The sequence below is a fragment of the Xanthomonas sp. DAR 35659 genome, assembly GCF_041242975.1.
Classification (GTDB): domain Bacteria; phylum Pseudomonadota; class Gammaproteobacteria; order Xanthomonadales; family Xanthomonadaceae; genus Xanthomonas_A; species Xanthomonas_A medicagonis.
Window position 1 is genome coordinate 3,301,937 of sequence record NZ_CP162488.1, and the last position, 25,736, is coordinate 3,327,672.

Here is a 25,736-nt window from a genome sequence, read left to right on the forward strand (position 1 = left end):
GGCGCCCCCAGAGGTCAAGCCGCGGAAACCACCACGCGCTACAGCAATCGATCGAGCACGGGATGCGGACGCTGTCCGCATAGATGCGCGGACACCATCGCGAAGAGCTCCTCGATGGACCGACAGAACGGCGAGACATCCTCGTACTCCGGCGCGCTGCCGATCATCACCGGCGCAGAACCAGGTTCGGACAGGTCCAGCGCGAGGAAGGAGTAGCCATCCTTCAAGGAGATGAGAATCGGCAGGTGCCGGCGCCAGAAGCGCCTGATCTCTTCCCGCGCTTCCTCATCCAGTGCGGCCGCCAGGCTTTGCGCTTCGAATTCGTCCCAGGCGAAGGACGCATCCGTCGCTCCCGCATAGTCCTCGAGCATCAGGAACCAAGCGGTGGCGTCTGCATTGCCGAAGGCGCGGTACGCATGCAGGAAGCCCGCGTAGTCGCTAGGCAATCGCTCGAACGCGACCGGCGGCAGCCATGGGATGCCCGGGGCTGACCCAGGCGGCTCTCGCGCGATGACGCTCCAACCGTGCGCGCGTGTCGCATCGAGATGGGACTGCATTGCCAAGATCGTCATGCCTTCCACGCGTGTCATCGAAGCGACGAGTGCGGCGGACCATGCAACCCACCCGCTCCCCCAGGGGCGGCCACCGTATCACCCGATGCGCCCCGGACGGAAGCGCGACCCGGCCCTGTTGCCGACGCCGCGCTGCCGAAGGCTGGACAGTGCATGCAAGGACGGAAGCTCCTGGCCCGCCCACGACAGATCGACGCGCACTGCGACGCCCGCAAGCGGTGTAGCGCCGCTTCGATCGGTCGCCGCTAAGCCGGAATCAGCCAGCCGCCAAACAACGGCCCGGCGGTGTCGCCGTGCTGCGGCTCGATGCGGAAGGTGAGCTGCGCCGCGTCGCGGGTCAGCGCCGGCGGCAACGGATAGTCGCGATCGACGAAGTCGATCACCTGTCCGCGCTCCACCTGCACTTCCACCGCCAGCTTGCCATTGACCAGGATGTTGAAGCGGCCCTTGTCGCTGCCCCAGAAGCGCAGGCGCAAGGCCAGCGGCTGCGCGCTGCCGCGCATCTGGAATTCGACGAAGCCCTTGCCGCGCACATCGCGACAGAGCTGGCGACGGTAGGCGCCGCCGAAGGAGGTATCGCTGCGCAGCTTGTGCGCCTGTTCGGAGGCCTCGTCGCCGAACTGGATCATGTCCACCGCGCTGGCGCGCAGCGCGTCGTGCTCGGCCTGCTGGCGCGCGCGCCGCGCCGCTTCCTGCGCCCATTGCGCCGGCGCCATGCGCTTGAAGTACAGCGCGCTGCGACGCTCGTACTGGGCATAGAACGGCACGAAGGTCAGTCCTGGCGGCTGCGTGCTGCCGGACAGGAAGTGACCGGGTTGCGGCAGTTCGGCGAAGCCGGCCAACGGATCGGCTGCGGCGACCAGCGCCGGGTCGGGTGCGTCGTAGGGCGCCGCGACCGGCCCCAGGTCGGCCGCCAGCGCCAGCGGCCCGCGCATCACCACCACCGTCTCGGCATCGCCGGCGGCGTGCTCCAGGCGCAGCGGCATGGCCAGGTCCAGTTCGATCACATCGCCGCTGCGCCAATCGCGCTCCAGCGCCAGGTAGCCGTCGGCGACCGTGCCGCGCTGCGCCTTGCCATTGAGGCGCAGGGTGTAGCCGCCCTGGCACCATGCCGGCAACCGCAACACCAGGCGCCGCGGCGTGCGCGCGCCGGCGCGGCGCAGTTGCAGCCGCACCTTGCCGTTGTCCGGCACGCCGCTATCCAGTTCCAGTGCCAGGTCGCGCTCGGGCCAGTCGAGGGTCGAGGGAATGTACAGGTTGACGTAGAGCGACGCGGCGTCCTGCCAGTAGATGGAATCGCCGAATTGCGCATGCGCCTCCATGCCGCTGCCGACGCAACACCAGAACGAATCGAACTTGTCGGAGTAGCCGCGCTCGCCGCCGCTGATCATCGGCGTCATGTAGGTGAACATGCCGGTGCCCGGATGCTGCGCGGCCATGATGTGGTTGTGCAGGGTGCGCTCGTAGTAGTCGAAGTAACGCGCCTGCGGGGTCCACTGGTACAGGTGCCGGGTCAGTTTGAGCATGTTGTAGCTATTGCAATGCTCGCAGGTCTGCTCTGTCAGGAACGCGGCGATGGTGTCCGGTTCCTGGAAGTACTCGCGGTCGGCGTTGCCGCCGATCACGTAGCTGTAGTGCGCGGTCACCGTTTCCCAGAAGAAGCGCGCCGCCGCGGCCGCGTCGGCATCGCCGGCGACCTCGAACTGGCGTGCCTCGCCGATGAACTTGGGCACCTGGGTGTTGGCGTGGATGTGCGGCAGCGCGTCGCGCCCGGCCGCCGCCGGGTCGATCACCTTCTCGTGGCGCAGGCGCTTGCCGACGGCGATCCAGCGCGCGTCGCCGGTGCGCGCGCCCAGTTCGATGTAGGACTCGTTGAGGCCGCCGAACTCGGTGTCCAGCAGGGTCTGCATCTGCGCGTGGTCGAGCGCGTCGAACACGCCCGCGAAGTAGCCGGCCACCGGCACCAGCACCGCCAGCGCCTGCGTGCTGCCGGCCAGGGCGTGCGCGTCCAGCAAGCCGGCGAACAGCTTGTGCTGCGTGTACAGCGGCGACCAGCTGCCGTTGAGGTTGAACTTGCTGCCCTTGATGATGCCGCGGCGCACGTCCTCCATCACCGCCTTGCCGCCTTCGATCTCGCCCTTGTCGTTCTTGCGGGTGAAGCCGCCGACGTAGCCGTCCGGGTCGCGTGCCTGCGCGCGCGCCAGTTCGGCGACGATGTAGTCGATGCGCGTGCGCAACTCCGCATCGCGGGTTTGCGCATGCATCTTGGCCAGCGCGCTGAGATAGTGGCCCAGGGTGTGGCCAGCGATGGTGTCGCCTTCCCAGCCGCCGTAGACAGCGCCCTTGGGCGGCAATCCGGCGTACTGCAGGAAATTGTGCAGCAGCCGGTCCGGCTCCAGTTCCAGCAGGTAGCGGCGGTTGGTCTGCAGCGAATCCAGGAACAGCGAGGGCTTGAGCGTGACCTGCTGCAACGGCACCGCCTGCACGCGACCGGCGCTGGAAGCCGCCGCGTCCAACGGGAAGCGCAGCAGCCCGGCGGCCACCGCCAGCGCGCTCCATTGCAGGAAACGACGCCGCGACGGGTCCAACGCGGCCGCGTCGGCCTCGGCGGGGTGTGCGCGGTTCGCGCCGTGGGCATGATCGAAACCGGGGCTCATCGCGCAGCACCCGGATGGATCGCAACGAGGCACGACGAGGATAGGCGACGGTACATGGCTTGCTCCTTTGCTGGGCGGCGGCCGGCAGCTCCGACCGCGGCCACGACAAGGCGGCCTGTCACCACTGTGTCATCGTCGCGCCAGCGCGTCTTGTCGCCACGGCCGCGCACAGATGCGGATTTGTGCCGAATCCCGAAGGTCGGCACGCGGCCGTCACAGCGCCAGGCGGATCCCGCCGTAGTACATCCGCCCGATCACGTCGTACACGCCGGCGTGGTAGCCGAGTTCGAAATTGGCGCCACCGGCCTCCGCGCCCGGCACCCGCGGCGGCGCGCGGTCGAAGGCATTGGTGATGCCGCCGAAGAACTCCAGCCCCGACTTGAGCCGGTAGTAGCCGGACACGTCGCTGTAGAACACGTTGCCGGTCCACACCTTTTGATAGTCGGTATCGGTGATCTCGGTGCTGCTGCGCATCTTGGAGATGTGCCGCAGCGACCAGGTCGCGCCCGCGTGCGCGTTGGACCAGGTGGTGCGCAGCACGCCCTTCCACTGCGGCGAGCCGAACACGCCGGCGAAGCGGGACACGTTGTCCGGCTGGTCCGGATCCAGCGTGTAGTCCTGGCGGATCAACCGCGTGTAGTTCAGATCGAACGACAGCGCGCCGGCGTTATCGCCCCAGTGCTCGGCCAGGTCGTAGCGGTACTGGGCGGCGAAGTCGACGCCGCGGGTCAGGTAGCGCGACAGGTTCAGCTTCTGCGTGATCACGTCGAGCAGGTTGCCGCCGGCATCGCGGCCGACGAAGGAACAGAACTGGTTGTCCAGGGTCGGCGCGTCGACGCACTTGTTGACGATGGTCTGCGCCGGGAACGAATCGATCGCGCCGCGCAGGTCGATGTTGTAGTAGTCCACCGACAGCGAGAAATCCTCCAGGAAGCGCGGCCGCAGCACGATACCGACGGTGCGGGTCTTGGCGGTCTCGTTGGCCAGGTCCAGGTTGCCCTTGGTGATGATGTCGCGGTACAGCCAGTAGGTGGACTTGTCGGAGGGGTTGAGCTGCGCGCAGTTGGCCGCGGCGTACTGGCTTTGGTCGCTGCGGTAGCGCAGGTTGTAGGTGTTGCACGGATCGGTGATCCACATGCCGCCGATGCTGCTGGCGGTGTACAGCTCGCCGATGTTGGGCGCGCGCACCGCCTTGCCGTAGGTGCCGCGCAGGGTAATGTCGCGGATCGGCGACCAGTCGATGCCGAACTTGTTGGTGACGGTACGGCCGGCGGTGTTGTAGTCGGACACGCGCACCGCCGCATCCACGCCCAGGCGCTCGGCGAACGGCTTGCCGGCCAGCAGCGGCAGGTGCAGTTCGCTGTACAGCTCCTTGACGTCGTACTGGCCGCGCAACGGCAACTGGGTGGTGCCGAGCGAGGCGTCGTAGGCGGGGTTGGCCGGATCGTACTGGGCGATGGCACCGATGTCGTTGCGTTCCTTGCGGTATTCGCCGCCGAACACAATCTGCGCCTCGCCGCCGGGCAGGTCGAAGATGCCGCCGGAGGCATAGGCCGACAGCACCTGCTGGGTCATCGTGGTGGTGGCCCAGTCCGAGGTGTAGCGGATATAGGCGATCTCCTCCGGCGTCAGCCGCTTGAACGGGTTCAATGGCACGCAGCCGTTGCCCGGATCGTCGAGCGTGCTGCGGCAGATCGCGCTGCCGTCGGCGGCGGTGGTGGAATCCACCGCCAGGTAGTAGCGGTCGTAGGCCACCGTGTCGATGTCGCGGGTACGCTGGCGAGTGCGGCCATAGGAGTAATACGCGGAGTAGTTCCAGGCACGCCCGCCCAGGCTGAAGTCGCCTTCCAGGCCGACCACGCCCTGCAGCAGCCGGCGCCGGTATTCGCTGCCGCCCTGCCCCAGTTCGTCGTCGAAGTGGCGGGCGAAGTAGACCCCGTCGGTGATGGTGCCGCCGTTGGCCGCGCGCATCTCGTCGGTGATGAACGGGCTGTCGGCCGGGACCGCCTCGCTGCCGAACGCGCTCAACGCGCGCCAGGCCGAGCGCGAGCTGGTCTGCGAGTAACCGACGTTGGCGAACAGGCGCAGGCTGTCGCTGACATCGAAATTGAAGGTGGCGCGGCTGGAGAAGCGGTCCGACGGGACCGACAGGTACCACGAATCGTAGCGGCCGCCGTATTCGCCGCCGTCGGTGAGCAGGCTGCCCAGCGCATCGACCGGGTTGGCCAGGCTCAGTGGCGAGGCGTTGACGTATCCGCCTGGCCCCAGGACCGGCGCGCGCAGGCGGCCATCGGCGGTCATCGCGTAGTGGCGCCCGCCCAGGATCAGCTGTGCGTCCTCGGCGTTGTTGATGTTGCGGTTGTTGTCGGAGATCCAGTAGCGCTGGTTGCGGTTGTTGCGCGTGTACATCGGATAGCCCATCGCGGTCCATGGCCGGTCCTGCCCGGACACCGAATCGGGTTCGCGTTCGTAGAAGCCGTACACGGTGAAATTGCCGCGGTTGTCGGCGAAGTTGCGGCCGAACAGCGCGTCGAAGCTGGTGCTGCGCATGTCGCCGCGGCTGGACGCGCCGTAGCGGGCGCTGGCATCCAGACCCTGGAAATCCTTCTTGAGGATGAAGTTGGCCACGCCGGTGACCGCATCGGCGCCGTACAGCGCCGAGGCGCCGCCGGTGATGACTTCCACGCGTTCGACCAGGCTGGAGGGGATATTGCTGACGTCCACCGCCGAGGTGCCGGGAATCGCCGGCACCTGGCGGCGCCCGTCGACCAGCACCAGGGTGCGCTGCGTGCCCATGCCGCGCAGGTCCAGCGCATTGATGCCGGGATTGCCGGCCAGGTTGCCGGTCTGGTTGGTCTGGGTCAGCGCCAGGCTCGGCAACTGGTTCACCACGTCGGCGATCTCGGTATAGCCGGCGGCGCGGATCTGTTCGGCGCCGACCACGGTCAGCGGCGTCGGCCCGTCCAGCGCGTCGTTGCGGCGGATGCGCGAGCCGGTGACGACCACGCTGTCCAGGGTCTTGGCATCGGCCGCGGCGCTGTCGCTGCCCTCGGCGGTGGTACCGGCCTTGTCGCGCACCGCCGTCGTCTCCTGCGCCGCGGCGGGGAGCGCCACGGCCAATGCCAGGGCGATCGCGCCGCATAGCCGCGTGCGCCCCTGCACGCGTCGATCGCAAGAGGAAACCGGAAGAAGGGAACGCAGGCGGACGTGGCGCATGAAGTGTCTCTCGGTTGGACGGCCCGCATGGATCCGGGCCGCACGACGCCACTTCGCCGCTGGGCAACGCGGCGAAGACCGGCATCGATCGATGAAAGCCGTGCATCCCCGCACGGCGCAAAGTGCGGTACGCGTCACTGCGCATCGCACTTGCAGGGTTTCATGCCTGCGTGCGCAACGTCTTGTGCAAAAACATCACATTTGATGTGGAAATCTGTCGATCCGTTGCAGCGCATGGCAACGCCGGCAAGCACGGCGCCTGCGTCAGCGCGCGGCCGCCTCCGTTGCGGCCGGCTGGCGGTTCCAGTCCGGCGTCGGCGCCTGCTGCAACCAGCGCACGAAGAAATCCAGCAGCCGCCGCTGGCCATACGCGCCGCCGGCGCCGTGATCGCCGCCCGGCACCACCAGCAGATCGAAGTCCTTGCCGGCCTTGATCAGGCGATCGGCGACCTGGAAGGTACTGGCCGGATCGACGTTGTGGTCCATGTCGCCGGTCACCAGCAGCAGATGCCCTTGCAGGCGCCAGGCGTTGTCGACGTTGGACGAGGCCGCGTACCACGGTCCCACCGGCCAGCCCATCCACTGTTCGTTCCACCAGATCTTGTCCATGCGGTTGTCGTGGCAGCCGGAATTGGACACCGCCGCGACGTAGAACTCCGGATGGAACAGCAGCGCGCCGAGCGCGCTCTGGCCACCGGCGGAGGTGCCGTAGATGCCCACGCCCTGCTCCGCCGCATACCACGCATACCGCGCGGCGGCGGCGCGGTGCCAGGCGATGCGATCGGGGAAGCCGGCGTCCTTGAGGTTGCGCCAGGCCACGTCGTGGAAGGCGCGCGAACGGTTGTTGGTGCCCATGCCGTCGATCTGCGCCACCGCGAAGCCGAGCGCGGTCAACGCCGGCACGCGCGCACTGAAGCGCTTGGGCACGAAGGAGCCGTGCGGGCCGGCATAGATGTCCTCGACCACGCGGTAGCGGCGTTGCGGATCCAGCCCCTGCGGACGATGGATCACCCCCCAGATCTCGGTCCTGCCGTCGCGGCCCGGCGCATGCAGCGGCAACGGCGGCTGCCAGCCGGCGGCCAGCAATCGCGACAGGTCGGTGCGCTCGATCTCGCGCACCAAGGCGCCGTCGTCGCTGCGGCGCAGTTCCAGCACCGGCCCCAGGTCCACGCGCGAATACAGGTCGAGCAGCCAACGGCCGTCGGGCGAATAGACCACCTGGTGATCGGCCGGCGCCGGCGTCAGCGCGGTCAGGCCGCGGCCGTCCAGGCCGATGCGGTAGGCGTGCTGGTAGTACGGATCCTCGCCCGGGCGCATGCCAGCGGCCATGAAATAGACCTGCTGCGCGGCTTCGTCGACGCGATCGACCTTGCGCACCACCCAGTCGCCGCGGGTGAGCTGGCGCGGCGCGGTGGCGCGGCGCGTGTCGTACAGGTACAGATGCTCCCAGCCATCGCGCTCGGAGGCCCACAGGATGCGCGCGCCGTCGGCGAAATCGTGGCGATAGCGCTTGCCGCCGTTTTCGTTGCTGCCGCTCAGGTCCGAGTATTCGACGAAGGTCGGCGAGGTCTCCTCGATCAGGGTGCGCGCCTGCGCGCTGCGCCCGTCGGCCTCGATCACCCGGTAGCGCTGGTGGCCGCGTTCGTTGTATTCGAAGGTGAAGCCGCTGCCGTCGCGGCGCCACTGCGGCCAGCTCAGCGTGAAGGCGTTGGGGAACAGCGTCGACGGCACCGGTTGCGCGCGCCGCGAGGCGAGGTCGAACAGCACCGGCTGCAGCACCGGCAACGCATCGCCGGGCTTGGCGTAGGCCTGCTCGTGCAGCTTGGGCTGCAGTTGGTCGGGCGGCGCCGATTCGATGTAGTACACCGTGCGCACCGGGGCCGGCGTGACCCGGTAGGCGACCAGCCGGGTCGAATCCGGCGACCAGGCGATGCTGTCCGCCGCGTAGTACGCGGCGGCACTACCGTCGCGGCTGAGCGCCGTTAGCGCCCCGCCGGCGGCCGCGGCGACCACCACATTGCCGGCTTCGACCCAGGCACGCCATTTGCCGTCCGGCGAGGCCTGCGCATACGCGGGCCCCTGCTTCAGCGGGATGCGCATGTCGTAGGCATCCGGCTCGGGCGCGCCCAGGTCGGTCCGCGTGCAGCGGTAGTCCGGCAAGGCGCACCGCCAGCGCACGCGCTCGCGTTCGAAGTCGAGCTGATGCTCGCTCAGCGTGATCTCGGTCAGCTGCAAGGCCGTCGCATCGACCGGCGGCGCGCCGCTGGCGGAGATCGCCGCGGCCAGGCGCGCATGATCGAAGGCGAGCGCGTTGTCGCCACTCTCCACGCCCACGCGCCGGTACTCGATCGCCGGTGCCGCACCGGCGCGTGCCACCGAGCGCCGGTACAGGAAATGTCCGGCATCCAGCCATACCGGCTGCGACGGTTCGCGATCGACCAGCGCCTCGTAGCGGCGGCTCAGCGCCTGTGCGTTCCCGTAGTCGTCCGCCGACGGCGCGGCCGCCGCGCACGGCGCCAGCGCGAGCAGCAGCAACGCGATCGCGGCATGCCCGCGGCCGCGCAACCAACGGGGGCTGCACCCACTGCGCTGTCCACACTGCACTTGCATCACCCCACTCTCCCGTTCATCGATCGTCGCAGCGCTGCGCCGCCGTCGCGTCGGCCTGCGCCAGGCGTTGCGCGCGCGTGGCCCACATTTCCCATTCCTGCACCGCGACGGCGGCGTAGCGCCCATCGCCGCCGGACGCGTCGAACACCGCACGCACGCAGCGCGTGGTCACCGGCGCGAACCGCAGCGTCTGCACCCGGTCGGCCACCGGCGCGCCGGTCGCCTGCGCCAGCGGCCGCCACTGCCCATCGCTGCGGTACTCCAGGCGCCAGCGCGCCGGCGGCGCCACGCCTTCGTTGGCGCCAGGCGCATGATCGGCCCAGAACACGATGCGGCCGCGCTGCAGCGTCACCGGCTGCGCCCAGCTGTACTGGATCCAGTGCTGCGGCGGATTGTGCGCGGTCCAGCTGCCCCACATCTGCGGCGGCAGCGGGTTGCGCTTGACCACGCCGTCGTTGAGCGCGGCGATCCAGTACTGATGCGGGATGTCCGGGCCGTTGGAGGCGCTGGCGTGGGCGTAGCGGGCGACGTTGCGCTGCGGCGGCAGCGGCGGCTGCGGCGCGCGCGTGGCGACCACCCGGCGGATCCGCGCCGGCCGCTGCGTGTCGTCCCATTCCATCTTGTCGATCGCCACGCTGCGGCGGAAATGGCCGCCGCCCTTGGCATCGGCGGTGTGGTAGACCAGATACCACTGGCCCTTGAACTGCACGATGCCCGAATGCGAGGTGGTGGAGGACACCGGCGGCAGGATCACCCCGCGGTAGGTCCACGGCCCCAGCGGCGATGGCGCCGTGCCGTAGGCGATGCAGGCGTGGTAGAGCGTCGGCGTGCAGTCCGAGGTCGGCCCGGCGCGATTGCCGGCGTAGGCCATGTAGTAGGTGCCGTCGCGCTTGAACAGCCACGGCGCTTCGAAATAGCCGTCCAGCGTGGTCACCGCCACCGCCGTGCCCTTGGGCGTGACCATGTCGGGTTCGAGCTCGATCCCGAACAGCTTGCCGAAGGTGCCCCAGTACAGGTACACGCGGCCGTCGTCGTCGACCAGCACGGTCGGGTCGATGTTCTGGATCGTATTCCTGACCGGCAACGACTGCGACAGGATCGGCCCTTGCGGATGCGCATCGCGCCATGGCCCCAGCGGGCTGTCGGCGACCGCCACGCCGATCGCGAACGGATCGGCGTTGGGCGACGCCTTCTCCTGCACCGGCGCGTACAGGTAGTAGCGCCGGTCCGGCCCCTGCACGATCTGCGCGGCATAGGCGCGGCCCGCGGCGGCCCAGGCGAACACCTGCTCCGGGCGCAGCAGCGACGGATAGTGGGTCCAGTTGCCGCTGCCGACATCGTCGGTCACCAGCATCTGCCAGCGCTGGATCACGAAGTCGTTGACGTCGGGCGGCGCCTCGTCGCGGCCGGCGATGATGTACAGCTTGCCGTCGGCGACCAGCGGCGCCGGATCGGCGGAATAATCGCGGCCATCGGCCAGGATCGGATTGCCGGCGCTGTGCACGCTGCGTGCGGGCAACGGCGCCGCCTGCGCGCCGGCAACGGCGAACGCCAACAGCAAGCAGGCGAGGATGCGCCGGGCAAGGCAAGCGGCGCGGCGCGGACTCATGGCGCCACCGCCGCGTCGACCACGATCTGCAGCCGCACTGGCAACTGCCCGCTGCCGCCACGCCCTTGCGCGCTGCCGACGAGACTGGACGTGCCCGGCGTGGCATACGCCGCCGGCGACAACGGCGGCCACTGCACTGGTACGCGTTCGCGCGAACCGTCGTTGTACTGCACGCCGACGAATGGCGGCAGCGCCGGCACCTGGCCGACGCGCACGTGCAGCGGCGGCAGTGCCTGCACCGTGTTGATCTGGCCTGGCGCCGTGGCGCGCACCCAGATGCTGGCGCTCACCGGCACGCCGCCATCGGCCAGGCCCTGCACTTGCACGCGGCCCTCGCCTGCCAGCGCGGCGGGATCGAGTTGCGGCCAGCGCACGCCCAGCCAGGCCCAACTACCGTCAGCGAAATAGCCGGCGATGCGCTGCGGCAGCGCCGGCATCTCGCCCGGCGCCACGCGCACGTCGATCGGCTCGACCGCCGTGGCGCGCTCGGCGAACACCTGCCATTCGTCGAGGCCGACCGCGGCATGGCCGTCGCCCTGCACCGCGGTGTCCAGCACCGCGCGCAATGCGGTGGTGACCACCGGCGCGAACGCCACGCGGCTCGCTTCGCCGCGCGCAGCGACCGGATAGCCGCCGCGCACCGCGATGTCGCGCCACTGCGCGCCATCGCGGTATTGCAGCTTCCACGCGCGCGGCGGCGCCACGCCGCCATCGGGTTGGTCGTCCCAGAAGTAGAGTGCAGCTCCGTTCAAGCGCTGCGGTTGCCGCCATTGGTACTGCACCCACACCGACGCCGGTTGCACGCGGCCCCAACTGCCCCAGCGCCGGTCCGCGGACGGCACCTGATCCGGCGCGGGCAGCAGCCCGTCGTTGAGCGCCTGCAGCCGATGGTGGCCGGCGGTGACCTGCGCGCTGGCCTCGGCCTCGCCCTGCACTTCCAGGCCCTGCCCTGCCGGCATCGGCGCGGCGACCACGGCCACGTCGGCATGGCCTTGCAACGCGCCATCGTCGGCCTGCAAGCGCAGCGTGTAGGCGCCAGGTGCGGTGAAGCGCACGCTGCTGTTGGCCGCCTGCGGTTCCTCGAAGATCGCCGCGCCACCCGGCGGTGCCTGCAGCACGCGCCACTGCAGCGCCAACGTGCCGTTCGGCAGCGCGTCGTCGCCGACGCGGCCAACGACACGCAGCGCGCCGCCACCGACGCCATCCTGCTGCCAGGCCTCGACGTGCGGCGCCTGGTTAGGCTTGGCCGCCGGTTCCCGCGCGCCGCTGGCATAGGCCTGGATCTCCTTGATCCCGGTGCGCAGCGCGCCGGCATGGGTCACCAGCACGCGCAGCCGCTGCACGCGCAGCGCGGGGAAGCGCACCCGGTTGCGGTTGCCCTGTGCGATCGGCGCATCGCGTACCTGGCCGGGCACGGCCGCCCACGCGTGGCCGTCGAAATACTGCAACTGGTACAGCCACGGCGGCGCATAGCCGGCGCGCGTGCCCGAAGGGAAGCCGTGCTGCTCGCCCGGCGGCGAGGAGCTGCGGTAGAAGTACAGGCGCACGTCGTCCAGCCGCTGCGGCCGGCCCAGGTCCAGCTCGATCCAGTCGCTGCGCGAGGGCGAGCCGGCGGTGCCCCAGAACGGTTCGTTGGCGGTGCTGCCGTCCACCGCCGCGGCGGCCGGGAAACCGTCGGCGGCGTAGCTGGCGCTGACCGTCGCGCCCTGCGCCAGGTTGCGCGCGCCGGCCGGCAACGCCGTGTCCACGCCGGCGTCGGCCAGCACCGCCGCCACCCGCGCCTCGGCGGCGAAGCGCACTTGCGCCGGTGCCTGCAGCGCCCGCGCGTGCGCGGCGAGGATCCGCACCTGCGCGGCATCCGCGTTGACCGCATCCGGTAGCGCCTGCACCTGGCCGCTGGCCGGGTCGTAGAGCACGTGCGCGAGGCGATCGACGGTGAACGCCAGCGTCCCATCCAAGTACACCGAATAGCCCTTGGGCACCGCGCCGCCGTAGTGCCGGCCGTCGCGATCCCAGACGATGGACAGGTCGCAGTCGCGATAGCGCAGGCCGTCGGCGGCGAAGTGGTCCCAGCCGATGGCGATCGGATACAGCTCGATCCTGGCATCGTTGCGCGGGCGCAAACCCATCGCGTCCTCGATCACGGTGAAGTTGGTGGCGCCGAGCTGGGTGTGGTGGATCCACGAGCGGTAGCCGATGCGGCCGCCGTCGGCGGCGCTGCCCTGCGCCCAGAATTCGTTCTGGTCGGGATAGCGGTTGTCGCCGTCGATGTAGTGCGCCCAGGCGTTCCAGTACAGCAGCTTGCGGTAGCTGGACGCGTCCAGGTAAGGGCTGGGATAGTCGCGCAGCGCACTGCCGAGCAGGCGGAAGGCCACGGTGGAGTTGATCACCGAGAAGTTGTTGCTGCCGCCGTCGCCGCGCGCCTGCTGGTCGGCCTGGTTGGCGGTGTAGAACGGGAAGATCGGGTACTGGCGGGCATCGGCGAACAGGCGCAGCGCGCGCACGTACTTCGGGTCGTAGTCGGCGTCGCCCTGCTTGGGCATCAGGCCGACGCTGAACGGGTAGTAGTTGTTGGTCTCCTTCCAGTCCACCGGCAAGCGCGCGCCGTCGGCCTGGCGCTGCTTGAGCAGGTCGCCGTGCAGGCCCATGCCGTCGGCGAGGTCGCTGCGATCCTGCCAGAGCACATCGAGCACGGCGCGGCGGATCTTCGCCGCCAGCGCCTGCATCCGGGTCGCGGTGGCCTGGTCGCCGGCGAGCTGCGCGGCCTGCGCCGCGGCCTGCGCATTGGCGTAGACGTAGGCGCTCTCGCTGCGGTCCATGCGGATCTGGCCGTGCCGCTTGGCCCAGTCGAAGGACACCGCGTCGGCATCGTTGCCGGTCATCGCGGCCCAGTCGTACTCGATCAGGCCGTTGCCGTTGCGGTCGTAGGCGCGTAGCAGCGCGTCCACGTCGGCGCTGGCGTAGCGCGCCAGCGTGCCGGCCACCGCCGATGGCCCGCCATGCACCTGGTAGGCGCGCCAGGCGGCGGCGCTGAGGTATTGGGCATAGGAATTGGACCAGTTCTCCGGCGCGCCGGGATTGTCCACGTACTTGCCGCCGCCGGCGGTCTCGCCGGCGCCCAGCCAGGACCCGTAGGCATAGACCGGATCGCGCAGGTACTTAAGGTCGTCGATGAACATGCCGGTGGTCAGCACGATCGCGTTGTCGTAGCCGAGCACGCCCTCGATCGCCACCGGGAACTGGTAGTCGTTGCCGGGCACCGCGGCATCGAGGAAATTGAAGCGCAGCAGCCACCAGCGATAGAACAGCGTCTTGTCGATGTTGTCGTCGGGCGTGTCCAGGTACGGCAAGTTGTCGGCCCACCAGCGGTTGTAGGCGACCACGTGCTCGGTGTACGCCTGCCGCGGCGTCTGCGCGGCGATGCGCCGGTACTCCTGCAGCGACGCCGGCAGCTCGCGCGTGACCAGCCCGAGCTGCACCTTCAGCGTGGCCGCCTCGCCGTGCGCCGGCAGCGTCACGCGGCGCGCGATGCCGCCGCCATCCACCGCGAAGCCGTCGCCGGACAGGCGCGGGAACACCGTGGTGATCGCGTTGTGGGTGGTGAACGCGCCGGTCAGTTCGGCGCCGTCGGCATGCGTGGCCATCGGCGAGGTGGCGCGCAGGGTCAGCGTGCGCGCCACGCCGTCGCTGCTGGACAGCGTGGCCTCAGCCACGGCCACGTTCTGCGCGCTGATGAACTTGACCAGGCGCAGCCGCACCCCGGCGGCGGCATCGGTGTAGACGCTGCTGAAATAGCTCGGCGTCTGCCGCCGCTGCGCGCTGTCCTCGACCAGTTGCAGCGGCTTGCCGTCGATCTCCGCCTGCAGCCGGAACAGCGCATCGTGGCCGGTCTTGTGCGCGTAGGCGACGTCGCCGACGAAACCGGGCTGCTCGGGCCGGTGGGTGTACATGTACGCGGCGCGGCCACGGGTGAACAGCCAGTTGTTGCTGTCGTCGAAGCCGCCGCCGGTGCCGCTGCGCGCGAGCATGCGGTCGATCCAGAAATCGGTACCGGGCGCAGTGCCGGCACCGGCCGCCAGGTCGGCGGCGAACACGCGTTGCAGATGCCTGCCCGGCGCGAAGGCCACGCCGCTGTCGGGGATCGGCGTCGGCGTGCCCTTGAAGCGCGGTTCGCCGAGCGCGGCGTTGCTGGCCTGCAGCCCTTCGCTGTCGGCCGAGACGAGGTCACCGGCCGCCGCCGTGCCGCACGCCGCATTCAGCCACGCCGCGAGCAAGACGGCGGCGACGCGCGGCCGCCGCCGTGCCGCGGCGCCTGCGCGCAGCCTCAAAACTCGGTCCTGAGCCGGGCCCAGAAGTAGCGCCCCAAGGTGTCGTAGGTGAACGCGTCGGTGTTGGCCGCGCTCGCATAGCCGTAGTACTGCGGCGGCTTGCGGTTGCCGACATTGTTGGCGCCGGCCGACAGCGTGGTGTGCAGGCTCTCGAATTTCCGGCTCAACGAGACATCGTGGTAGGTCACCGTGCCGACCCGGAAATAGACGCAGCTGCCGTCGGCGGCGGTGTTGACGCAGAAGTCCTCGTAGGCGCTGCCGACCGTGGTCGGGCCGATCAGGCGCGTGTTCCAGCTGGCATGCCACGGGCCGTTGTCCCAGCCCAGGTTGAAGCTGGCGCGCCAGCGCGGCATGTTGCCGTAGCTGGAGGTCTCGCCGACGTAGTTGTGGCTGTCGCCGCTGAACGTGTAGCTGGACAGGAAGGTGGCATCCACGCCGGCCTGGAAGCTGCCCCAGGCGGTATCGCGCAGCGCGTACTTGATGCCGATGTCGTAGCCGCGGATGTCGACCTTGCCGCTGTTGATCGCGAACGGCACGGTCACGCTGACCAGTTGCCCGCTGCCGTTGCGCTGGATCAACGGACAGTACGCGCTCTGGCCGTCGTAGCAATTCTGCAACACCTGATCCAGGCCGACGCCGTTGATCATGTCGTCGAGCGTCACCCGCCAACTGTCCAGGTTCAGCGACAGGCCCTCGGCCCAGCCCGGATCGTAGACCGCGCCGATGTTGTAGGAGCGGCCCTTCTCGGGCTTGATCGCGAAGCCGGCGTTGGCCGAACCGGTGGTCAGCACGGTGAACGAGGCGGTGTTGGTGAAGCTGCCGTCGGTGGGCACGTTGGCGCAGGCCGCGGCGTTGCCGCCGCCGGTGTAGCCCTTGCACGGATCGGTGTAGTCGCCGCTGGCATCGACCACCGTGTTGTACGGCGAGCCGTACAGGTCGCCGAGCGCCGGCGCGCGGAACACTTCCGAGCCGGTGGCGCGGATCAGCAGGTTGTCGATCGGCCGCCATTCCAGCGCGACCTTGCTGTTGGTGGTGTTGCCCCAGTAGTCGTACTTGGAATAGCGCGTGCCCAGGTTGAGGTTCAGCGCCTGCGCGCCCGGCACGTCCTTGAGCAGCGGGATCAGCACCTCGGCGTAGGCTTCCTTGATCGTCTCGTCGTGGCCCTGGTTCATGATGCAGCCGTCGTTGTAGTCGCAGTTGCCCTCGGCATCGGCGGCGGCGACCGGATTGCTGGTGCCCTGCGAGAAGCCGTTCTTGCGGAACGACAGGCCGAACGCGGCCTGCACCATGCCCGCCGGCATCGCGAACAGGTCGCCGTTGATGCTGGCCTCGGCGAACTTCATGGTGCTCTCGTCGATCAGGTCCACCGCGCTCTGCGTGGCCTTGATCCCGGCGATGGTGGCCGGATCGTCCGGATTGAACACGTTGATCGGGGTGCAACCGGCGATCACGTTGCCGGGCGTGCCGCACTTGACCACGCCGTCGCTGTCCAGGAACGAGGCGCCGACCGCGTTGTTCAGCGCCGAGGTGATCGAGAAGCCGTTGCGCACCAGGGTGTCCTTGTAGCGCGCATAGCCGGCCGCCGCGTCCCATTGCCAGTTGGTGTCGGCGAACTTGCCGCGCAGCCCGGCCACGATGTTGGTCTGGTACATGGTCGAGGAATAGACGCGGGTGTTGGCCGGCACCGAGCGCAGCAGGTAGCGCGACAGGCTGCTGCCGAAGGGGTTGTAGTAGTTCTGCGACGCGTTCGGCAGCTCCAGGCCGTAGGCGGTGAGCTGCGAGGTGGTCTCGCTGCGGGTCCAGAACATGTCCAGGTAGCCCTGCACGTTCGGGGTGAAGTCGAAGCTGGCGTGCGCGGAGAAGTTGGTGCGCTCGACCGGGGTGATCAGGTACTGGCCGAAGTAGGAGTTGTAGCCTTCCACCGCCGCGTTGTAGGGGTGGAAATCGCCGGCATCGACCGGGCCGGGCGCCAGGCCGCTGTTCGGGGTCAGCACGCTGCCGTCGCCGAGGAACGCGCGGGTGCCGTTGCCGCGGCGCTCCACCACCTGGCCGTTGAGATAGTTCACCGCGGTCCTGGCGTAGCTGCGGTCTTCGTCGTACAGCGCGTTCATCGAGCTGCGGCTCAGGCCCAGGATCAGCCCGCCGCGGTCCCAGGTCTTGCCCCATTCCACGCCCAGCGAACGGCGGTTGCCGTCGCCGTGGGTGCTCTGACCGTAGTCCACGGTCGCGGCGGCGCCGTCGTACTTGTCCTTGAGGATGATGTTGACCACGCCGGCGATGGCATCGGAGCCGTACACCGAGGACGCGCCGTCGGTCAGCACTTCGATGCGCTCGACCATCGCCGCCGGGATCGCGTTGATGTCCACGCCGGGCGCGGCGGACACGCTGCTGGCTGGGCCGGCCATGCGGTGGCCGTTGACCAGGACCAGGGTGCGTTCGGCGCCGAGATTGCGCAGCGAGACCAGCGCGCGGCCGTGGCTGAAACCGGAGTTGAGCGCGATGTTGGGCATGTTGCCGGCCATCGCCGGCAGTTGCTGCAGCAACTGCCCGAGCGTGTTCTGGCCGCTGTCCTCGATCCGCTGGCGGTCGATGGTGATCACCGGACTGGCGGTTTCCGCATCGACGCGGCGCAGATGGCTGCCGGTCACGGTGACCCGTTCCAGCGTGGTCGCCGCATCGGAGGCGGTGGCGTCCTGCGCCAGCGCGCACGGCGCCGCCGCGACCAGGCTCAAGGCGGTACAGATCGCCGTCGCCAGCGGCCGCGGCCGCTGCGCGCGGCGCCAGGACGACGGGAACAACGGCGCAACGCGTTCGGGCAAAGACGACATCGGAATCTCCTGGGCGACGAGGCATGACGAGCGGCCGGGCCGGCACCCCACCCGGGCGGCCGTCCCTGTCGCCAGCGTTCGGTGGCGAGTACGGAAGGACGTGTCCGCGAACGCGGCGACAGGTGCGAGGCGCCCACCGCCGCGTGCGCCGCCGGGCATCCGAAGACACGCGGCGTGCGACACGGTTTCGTGCAGGAATCTCCCCCGGAGAATTCATTGCACGGCCACAATGTGCGCGTAGCGTTAAGGCCCCGTCTTGACGTATTTAACGTGAAAACGTGCGGAATAGCGCATTGCGCGGCGCGCGGCGGGACGTTTCCGACTTTTTCGCCACTCAGCCGTAGGCGGCCGAAATCGTCATTTGCCCGGCGGCGCCGGCCGGCACCTGCACGCGCTCGTTGCGCGGCCCCGACAGGGCCACCGCGCGGCCGTCGATGGCGACCTCGCGCAGGCGCGTGCCGGCTGGCACGCGCAGGGTCAGCCAGGTACGCGGCGGCGCCTGCGCCGGCAGGGTCAGGCGGCCGGCGATGCGCTTGGCCGCCGGATCGGCACGCAGCGACAGCGACACCGCGCCCCAGCGGGTCGGCGCCGCGACGATCGCGATCGTCTCGCCGCTGCCCAGCCATTCGCGCGGCAGCGCGCGGGCCAGGAACAGCGCCTCGCCGGCGCTGTCCTCGAACACCAGCATCCAGCGCAGCAGCAGCGGGATGGTCATCTGCGCGGGGATGCAGAACAGCGGCATACCGCCGGTGATGCCGCTGACCTCGCCGGCGGTCCAGCTGCCGCGGGTGTGCACGTGGTAGCGGTGCGCGTACAGGAACAGCAGGTATTCCTCGATCCGGTCCAGGCGCAGCAGCTGCTGCGCATAGCCATAGGAAATGAACCCGAGCAGGTCGCGTCCCTCCGGCGTGGGCGGCGCGATGTTGCCGACCACGCCGAGGCTGGTGCCGCCATGGCCGCGCACGCAGTCGATGACCAGGTGCGCGAGATCGTCGGGCAGCACGTCGGCCTGCAGCAGTTCGGCGTAGGCGCGGTGCGGCCAGCCCTGCTCGCTCGGGCTCTCCTGCTGCAGCGACTGGCGGAAGGTCAGCTTCACGCCGGGCAGCGGGCCGATGTAGGGCGGTTGCAGATCGCGGCGGACATTGGCGCGCAAGGTCTTGTGCAACTGCGCGGTCAGCTGCTGCGCGCGCCGCCGCCACTGCGCCGCGGTGGCCTGCGCGCCCGCCCCGGCGATGGTGGTCCACACCGCGGCGAGGTCCTCCCAGCCGCGGATCGCCAGCGCGCTGTTGGCGTAGTACGGCTTCCACCACAGGGTCGGATCCGGGAACAGGCAGGCATCGGATTCGTTCCAGCCGTGGATCAGGCCGTGCCCCGGGGATGTCGCCGGCAGCTTCAGGCTGGCGTCGTGCAGTTCCAGCAGGATCTGCGCGGTGGCGGCGATCTTGCCGCGATGCTTGCGCAGCAGCGCCGCATCGCCGGTGTAGCGCAGGTAGCGCGCCAGCAGCGACAGGGTCAGGCCGAACTGGCCGGTCTCGGCGCCGCGCATGTTGACCATGCCGTCGTCCTGCACGAAGTCGCTGAAGTACCCATCCAGCACCGCGCCGGCCTGGGCGAAGCGGCCCCATTCCAGGTTGGCGTACAGCGAACTGGTGAAGGTGTCCTGGAAGCCGTCGTACTCGTTGCCGTAGTAGTCGCGGTCGACCGCGCCGTACTTCGGATAGGTGCCGCCGGGGCGCACCACCAGTTCGCGGGCGAAGGCGAAGCGCGCCATGTCGCTCCAGCTGGCATCGGGCAGCTGCGCCTGCACGGTATCGGCGAGCAGCCCTTGCCAGTAGCCGGCGAAGGCGAGCAGGCCGCGGTAGAAGTCCTCGGCGCTACGCGGGCCGCGCCGCGGCGGGTAGTCGGGATAGCTGTAGCCGTACACCACCTTGGTCACCTGACCGTGCTCGACCAGCGCGCTGCGGTGCCAGGTCTGCACGATGAAGCGATCGGTGGCGAGCACGTCGGCGAACAGCAGCACGTCGTAGTAGCGGCCCTCGCCGGCCGGCACCCGCTTGCGTACCGCCGGCATCCAGCCGCCGAGCAGGCCCTCGTGGCGACGCGCCACCAGCTCGGCCTTGCCCAGTTCGGGGAAGGCATGCAGCGCGCGATAGCAGCGGGTGCGTCCGTCCGGATACACCGGCATGGTGTCGGCGCAATCGCGCGTGCCGACGAAGGTGGTCCACGGCAGGCGCCCGTTGTAGTCCTTGGGATCCAGTTGCGAGGCCGGCGGCGGCGCCGCATCGCGCACCTCGTCCATGCGCGGATCGCCATCGCGCAGCAGGCGCTCGGCGAGCAGGTCGGCCTCGGCCATCGCCACCTCGGCCAGTTGCATGCCGAAGTACGGCGCCTGCGCGGCCGGAAAGACCGGCTCGGTGCGTTTGCCCAGGACCAGCGCGCCGCCCGGCCCTAGCAGGGTCAGGTCGCCATCGGGCTGGCGCAGGTCTTCGTACACCGCCCAGGACGCCCCGGCCTCGACGAAACGGCACTGCAGGGTATGCCCGGCGAGCGCATCGGTGGCCAGCGGTCGCAATTGCGGTGCCGCGACGGACGCGTGTGCGGCGGTGCCCGCCGTTGGCGCGGCGGCGGCAGGGCCAGCCAGCGCCTGCACGCCGGCCACCGCGCCGACCGCCATTCCCTGCCGCAGGAAGTCTCTCCGATCCATGCACTGTCCCCGATACGCTGCGATCGTTGCATCGTGCGCTGCAGGCGTCGCAGCGTCTTGTGCGCTGTGCCGAGGATCGATGCGGAAAACCGCACAGCGGCGCAGGCGCGGCGGCGCCGTGGCGCGGGGCGCGACGGCGCGTGACGCGGCTTAGGCGAGTACGTCGAGCAGGCTGCCGATGCTGTCGTCGGCCGCGCGCAGCACCCGCGCATTGGCCTGGAACGCGGTGCGGTCGGACACCGCGCCGACCATGTCGTCGACCAGATCGCTGCCCTGCCCGCCCGCGGCCTGCACCTGGCCGACCACCCCGCCACCGGCCGCCGCCTGCGGCACCGGCACCGCACGCTGGAAACCGTCGGTGGCGAGGTTGGCGACGTTGTTGGCGCGCACCTGCAGGCCGGACGCCGCGGCGCGCATGCCGGACAGCGCGATCGAGGAAGCGGGGGCGATGGCGGTCATGATGGGCCGGGGCGCAGGGAGACTTGCCGGGATATCGGCCGATCTCGCGGGGACTTTAGTGGTGGAGATTCGGGAATCGGGAATGGGGATTCGCAAGAGCAGACGCGTCGGCGCCGATAGCCAAAGCCCCTCTCCCCTCGGGACCTGATTAGCGCTGTGTCTCAGCTGGTGATGCTGCCTAGGTTTAGAAATGCAGGATCTTCAGTGAGATACGGCGATGACGTTCAATCGGATCCAGTTCCAGAAGGGGCTTTCGATTCCGGCTTTTCTGAGCCGCTACGGCTCCGAGACGCAATGTGTCGAGGCGTTGATTCAGGCCAGATGGCCTGCTGGCTTCGTGTGCCCGCAATGCGGTCACACCCATGCCAGTCGTTTTGAGCGAGGCCACCAGCAGCTGTGGCAATGCACGCGCTGCAGGGTACAGACCAGCTTGACCGCCGGCACGCCCATGGCAGACACCAAACTGCCCTTGCGAGCGTGGTGGCTGGCCATCTATCTGGTGAGCCAAGCCAAGAATGGAGTTGCTGCGTTGGAACTGGCTCGGCAGTTGGGCGTCTGCTATCGCACTGCATGGCGGATCAAGCACAAACTGATGTCGGCGATGGCCGATCGTGAGCAGTCACGGCGGCTCGAGGGAGAGGTCCAGATCGATGATGCCTATCTGGGCGGCGAACGCGCCGGTGGCCCAGGAGAACCGCAGTGGCGGAACAAGGTGCCGTTTATCGCAGCGGTTTCCCTGCATCAAGGGCGCCCGCGCCATCTGCGCCTGGACGTGGTCTCCAGCTTCCGGAGAAGCGTCGTGAACACGTGGGCCCAGCAGGCACTGGCACCGGGCACCCATGTCGTCAGTGATGGGCTGACAGCGTTCACAGGTGTGGGCTGGGCAGGCCTGACACACGATGCCATCGTGACCGGAGGCGGCCGCAAAGGCGCCCAGCAGCCTCGTCTGCGGTGGGTCAATACGATCCTGGGCAATCTCAAGACCGCGCTTAGCGGTACCCACCATGCGGTGGACTTCCCGAAATACGGCGCGCGCTACCTGCGCGCGCATGCCTATCGGTTCAACCGCCGCTTCAACCTGGCGGCCATGGTGCCGCGCCTGGCCCGTGCCTTGGCCAGCACGGGACGGCTCACAGAGCGGCAACTGCGTATGCCAGCTGAGACACAGCGCTAATCAGGCCCTCGGGACCTGATTAGCGCTGTGTCTCAGCTGGTGATGCTGCCTAGGTTTAGAAATGCAGGATCTTCAGTGAGATACGGCGATGACGTTCAATCGGATCCAGTTCCAGAAGGGGCTTTCGATTCCGGCTTTTCTGAGCCGCTACGGCTCCGAGACGCAATGTGTCGAGGCGTTGATTCAGGCCAGATGGCCTGCTGGCTTCGTGTGCCCGCAATGCGGTCACACCCATGCCAGTCGTTTTGAGCGAGGCCACCAGCAGCTGTGGCAATGCACGCGCTGCAGGGTACAGACCAGCTTGACCGCCGGCACGCCCATGGCAGACACCAAACTGCCCTTGCGAGCGTGGTGGCTGGCCATCTATCTGGTGAGCCAAGCCAAGAATGGAGTTGCTGCGTTGGAACTGGCTCGGCAGTTGGGCGTCTGCTATCGCACTGCATGGCGGATCAAGCACAAACTGATGTCGGCGATGGCCGATCGTGAGCAGTCACGGCGGCTCGAGGGAGAGGTCCAGATCGATGATGCCTATCTGGGCGGCGAACGCGCCGGTGGCCCAGGAGAACCGCAGTGGCGGAACAAGGTGCCGTTTATCGCAGCGGTTTCCCTGCATCAAGGGCGCCCGCGCCATCTGCGCCTGGACGTGGTCTCCAGCTTCCGGAGAAGCGTCGTGAACACGTGGGCCCAGCAGGCACTGGCACCGGGCACCCATGTCGTCAGTGATGGGCTGACAGCGTTCACAGGTGTGGGCTGGGCAGGCCTGACACACGATGCCATCGTGACCGGAGGCGGCCGCAAAGGCGCCCAGCAGCCTCGTCTGCGGTGGGTCAATACGATCCTGGGCAATCTCAAGACCGCGCTTAGCGGTACCCACCATGCGGTGGACTTCCCGAAATACGGCGCGCGCTACCTGCGCGCGCATGCCTATCGGTTCAACCGCCGCTTCAACCTGGCGGCCATGGTGCCGCGCCTGGCCCGTGCCTTGGCCAGCGCGGGACGGCTCACAGAGCGGCAACTGCGTATGCCAGCTGAGACACAGCGCTAATCAGGCCCTCGGGAGAGGGGTTGGGGTGAGGGTCCGCCGCGAAAGCGACGCGCGGAGGTTGGGTGCACGAGGCTGCGCTCGCACCCTCATCCGCCCCTGCGGGGCACCTTCTCCCGAGGGGAGAAGGAAGGGCCGCGCTTTTGCGAATCCCCACTCCCCAATCCCGACCGCTACAGCCGATTCCAGGCCGGCGTCGGCGCCCCAAGCAGATGCCGCACGAAGAAGGCGTACTGGCGCCGCTGCACGTAGTCGATCGGGCCGGTGGAGCGGCCGACCGTATGCTCGCCGCCGGGCACGTTGAGCAGATCGAACTCCTTGCCGGCGCGGATCAGCGCATCCACCACCTGCGCGGTCGAGGCCGGATCGACGTTGCTGTCCTGTTCGCCGACGATCAGCAACAACTCGCCGCGCAGCTTGGAGGCATTGTCGACACCGGAGGCGGCGGCATAGCTGGCATCCACCGGCCAGCCCATCCACTGCTCGTTCCAGCTGATCTTGTCCATGCGGTTGTCGTAGCAGCCGGCATAGGCGACGCCCACCTTGTAGAAATCCGGATGCCGCTCCAGCGCGCCCAGCGTACTCTGCCCGCCGGCCGAGGCGCCGTAGATGCCGACCCGGGAAATGTCGTAGGACGGATCCTGCGCCGCCAGCGCGCGGTGCCAGGCGATGCGGTCGGGGAAGCCGGAATCGCCGAGGTTCTTCCAGGCCACGTCGTGGAAGGCCTTGGAGCGGTTGGCGGTGCCCATGCCGTCGATCATCACCACGATGAAGCCCAGGTCGGCCTGCGCCTGCATGCCGATCTGCTTGTCGCCGCCGGAGTGGTAGCCGAACGGCCAGAAGGTCTTGGGCACGAAGCTGTCGTGCGGACCGGCGTAGATGTTCTCGATCACCGGATACTTCTTGCGCGGGTCGTAGTCGCGCGGCCGCACCACCATGCCCCAGATGTCGGTGCGGCCGTCGCGGCCCTTGGCCACGAAGGTCTGCGGTGCGCGCCAGCCGGCCGCCTGCAGCTTGCCGATGTCGCCGCGCTCGACCACCTGCAGCAAGGTGCCGTCGATGGTGTGCAGCTCCATCACCGGCGGCAGGTCCGGGCGCGAGTAGACGTCCACGTAGTGGCGGCCGTCGTCGGCGATGGCCACGTCGTGGTCGGCGTCGGCGCTGCTGAGCCGGGTCAGGTGGCGGCCATCGAAATCGACCGCGAACAGCTGGCGGAAGTACGGATCCTTGCCCGCGTCCATGCCGCTGGCGCTGAACCAGATGCGGCGCTGCGCATCGTCCACGCGCAGCACCTCGCGCACGATCCACTGGCCCTTGGTGATCTGCGTTTTCAGCTTGCCGCTGGCGCCGTCGAACAGGTACAGGTGGCGCCAGCCATCGCGCTCGGAGATCCACAGGATCTCCTTGCCCAGCCCGTCCACGTCGTGGCGGAAGCTGCGGTCGGCGTAGACGAAGGTCTTGGCGTCCTCGCCGACGGCCACATGCGCGCGACCGCTGGCCGCGTCCACCGCGATCGCGCGCATGCGCTGGAAGCCGCGCTGCACGTAGTCGAACGCGAAGCTGGCGCTGTCGCGGCGCCACTGGATCGGCGACAGCTGGTAGGGATTGGCGAACAGCCCAGCGTCGACGGCGATGCGCCGCGGCGCGCCACCGGCGGCCAGCGCGCTCAGGTCGAACAGCACCGGCCGCTCGATATCCACCGCGTCGCCGGGCTTTGGATACAACTGCGTGCGCACCCGCGGCTGGCCGCCGCCAGGCGGCGCCGCCTCCACCCGCGTGACCCGCCGCGCGAAACCCGGCCGCACACGGTACAGCGCCAGACGCCGCGAATCCGGCGACCACGCCAGCGTCTCCGGATCGTAGTAGTCGTCGGCGCGCCCGTCCTCGCTCAGGCGCAGCACGCGGCCATCGGCGACGCTGCGCAGCACGATCTGGTCGCCGTCGGCGAACGCCTCCCAGCGCCCGTCCGGCGAACGCCGCGGCGTGTTGTCGGCGGCCACCGCCGGATCGCGGACCACGCCGAAGCCGCGCGGGCGCGGCTGCGGGCCGGCGTCGGCGCGCGCGCAGACATAGTCGGAGAGCGTGCAGCGCCACGGCGCATAGTCGATCTGGAACACGATCGCGGCATTGTCGCGGCCGGCGTCGGCGGCATAGCGGAAGCGCTCGAACGGTAAACGCAGCGCCGAATACTCGGTCCCGGCGGCGCTCAGCCCGCGCGCCAGGCGCTCCGCGTCGAATGCAGGCTGCTTGAGCTGGCCGGCCACGTCCTCGCGCACGAAGGCGAAACCGCCGGGCACGGTCTTGCGGTAGTAGAACGTGCCGTCGTCGCGCCATTGCGCCGGCCAGGTCACGTTCTCGGTCAAGGTCATCCACGCCTCGCGCAGGCCGAGCGAGCGTTGGTAGTCGGCGGCGCTGGGCGCGGCCTGGGCATGGGCAGCGAAGGACGCGGCGGCCAGCACGAGCGATGCGGCGAATCTGTTCATGGCGTTACGATCTTCCCGAATTCTGCTCTTGTAGGAGCGGCTTCAGCCGCGACA

12 protein-coding genes are annotated in these 25,736 nt (G+C 69.3%); 2 read left to right on the forward strand and 10 right to left on the reverse strand.

The features are described from left to right. Positions 1–38: 38 nt before the first annotated feature. The 9 genes from AB3X07_RS13770 to AB3X07_RS13810 form a co-directional block, all read right to left on the reverse strand. Complete coding sequence (locus AB3X07_RS13770; RefSeq protein WP_369939163.1) at positions 39–572, reverse strand: hypothetical protein; 534 nt, start codon at positions 570–572, stop codon at positions 39–41. A gap of 245 nt (positions 573–817) precedes the next feature. Next, on the reverse strand, positions 818–3,229 hold the full coding sequence (locus tag AB3X07_RS13775) for a beta-L-arabinofuranosidase domain-containing protein (RefSeq protein WP_369939164.1): 2,412 nt from the start codon (positions 3,227–3,229) through the stop codon (positions 818–820). Between the two features lie 213 nt (positions 3,230–3,442). After that, positions 3,443–6,343 carry a TonB-dependent receptor plug domain-containing protein gene (locus AB3X07_RS13780; RefSeq protein ID WP_369939165.1) on the reverse strand — a complete coding sequence of 967 codons (2,901 nt, stop codon included), beginning with the start codon at positions 6,341–6,343 and terminating at the stop codon, positions 3,443–3,445. Positions 6,344–6,709: 366 nt separating this feature from the next. After that, positions 6,710–9,055 carry a DPP IV N-terminal domain-containing protein gene (locus AB3X07_RS13785; protein WP_369939166.1) on the reverse strand — a complete coding sequence of 782 codons (2,346 nt, stop codon included), beginning with the start codon at positions 9,053–9,055 and terminating at the stop codon, positions 6,710–6,712. A 16-nt stretch (positions 9,056–9,071) separates the two neighbouring features. Then, positions 9,072–10,664: a family 43 glycosylhydrolase gene (locus tag AB3X07_RS13790; protein ID WP_369939167.1), complete on the reverse strand. Its 1,593-nt coding sequence runs from the start codon at positions 10,662–10,664 to the stop codon at positions 9,072–9,074. Further along, entirely contained in the window at positions 10,661–14,992 is a 4,332-nt protein-coding gene (locus AB3X07_RS13795) for an Ig-like domain-containing protein (protein ID WP_369939168.1), read from the reverse strand. The genes AB3X07_RS13790 and AB3X07_RS13795 overlap by 4 nt, the downstream gene beginning before the upstream one ends. Further along, positions 14,989–17,820 carry a TonB-dependent receptor domain-containing protein gene (locus AB3X07_RS13800; protein WP_369939169.1) on the reverse strand — a complete coding sequence of 944 codons (2,832 nt, stop codon included), beginning with the start codon at positions 17,818–17,820 and terminating at the stop codon, positions 14,989–14,991. The genes AB3X07_RS13795 and AB3X07_RS13800 overlap by 4 nt, the downstream gene beginning before the upstream one ends. Before the next feature lie 334 nt (positions 17,821–18,154). Continuing rightward, a complete protein-coding gene (locus AB3X07_RS13805) occupies positions 18,155–20,524 on the reverse strand; it encodes a Tat pathway signal protein (RefSeq protein WP_369939170.1) in 2,370 nt (789 codons plus the stop codon). Between the two features lie 150 nt (positions 20,525–20,674). After that, positions 20,675–20,983 (reverse strand): flagellar basal body protein, encoded by a 309-nt coding sequence (locus AB3X07_RS13810; RefSeq protein WP_369939171.1) that lies wholly within the window; start codon positions 20,981–20,983, stop codon positions 20,675–20,677. Positions 20,984–21,200: 217 nt separating this feature from the next. Between AB3X07_RS13810 and AB3X07_RS13815 the strand changes: the two genes are divergently transcribed. Then, positions 21,201–22,157: an IS1595 family transposase gene (locus tag AB3X07_RS13815; protein WP_369939173.1), complete on the forward strand. Its 957-nt coding sequence runs from the start codon at positions 21,201–21,203 to the stop codon at positions 22,155–22,157. An 88-nt stretch (positions 22,158–22,245) separates the two neighbouring features. Continuing rightward, complete coding sequence (locus AB3X07_RS13820) at positions 22,246–23,202, forward strand: IS1595 family transposase (RefSeq protein ID WP_369939174.1); 957 nt, start codon at positions 22,246–22,248, stop codon at positions 23,200–23,202. Positions 23,203–23,372: 170 nt separating this feature from the next. Here the strand turns inward: AB3X07_RS13820 and AB3X07_RS13825 are convergent, their stop codons facing one another. Next, complete coding sequence (locus tag AB3X07_RS13825) at positions 23,373–25,682, reverse strand: S9 family peptidase (RefSeq protein ID WP_369939175.1); 2,310 nt, start codon at positions 25,680–25,682, stop codon at positions 23,373–23,375. Between the last annotated feature and the right edge of the window lie 54 nt (positions 25,683–25,736).

Coding starts and splice junctions, on each gene's coding strand:
- AB3X07_RS13770 (WP_369939163.1), bottom strand. CDS start 572: ATGACGATCTTGGCAATGCAGTCCCATCTCGATGCGACACGCGCGCAC.
- AB3X07_RS13775 (WP_369939164.1), bottom strand. CDS start 3,229: ATGAGCCCCGGTTTCGATCATGCCCACGGCGCGAACCGCGCACACCCC.
- AB3X07_RS13785 (WP_369939166.1), bottom strand. CDS start 9,055: ATGCAAGTGCAGTGTGGACAGCGCAGTGGGTGCAGCCCCCGTTGGTTG.
- AB3X07_RS13790 (WP_369939167.1), bottom strand. CDS start 10,664: ATGAGTCCGCGCCGCGCCGCTTGCCTTGCCCGGCGCATCCTCGCCTGC.
- AB3X07_RS13800 (WP_369939169.1), bottom strand. CDS start 17,820: ATGTCGTCTTTGCCCGAACGCGTTGCGCCGTTGTTCCCGTCGTCCTGG.
- AB3X07_RS13805 (WP_369939170.1), bottom strand. CDS start 20,524: ATGGATCGGAGAGACTTCCTGCGGCAGGGAATGGCGGTCGGCGCGGTG.
- AB3X07_RS13810 (WP_369939171.1), bottom strand. CDS start 20,983: ATGACCGCCATCGCCCCCGCTTCCTCGATCGCGCTGTCCGGCATGCGC.
- AB3X07_RS13815 (WP_369939173.1), top strand. CDS start 21,201: ATGACGTTCAATCGGATCCAGTTCCAGAAGGGGCTTTCGATTCCGGCT.
- AB3X07_RS13820 (WP_369939174.1), top strand. CDS start 22,246: ATGACGTTCAATCGGATCCAGTTCCAGAAGGGGCTTTCGATTCCGGCT.
- AB3X07_RS13825 (WP_369939175.1), bottom strand. CDS start 25,682: ATGAACAGATTCGCCGCATCGCTCGTGCTGGCCGCCGCGTCCTTCGCT.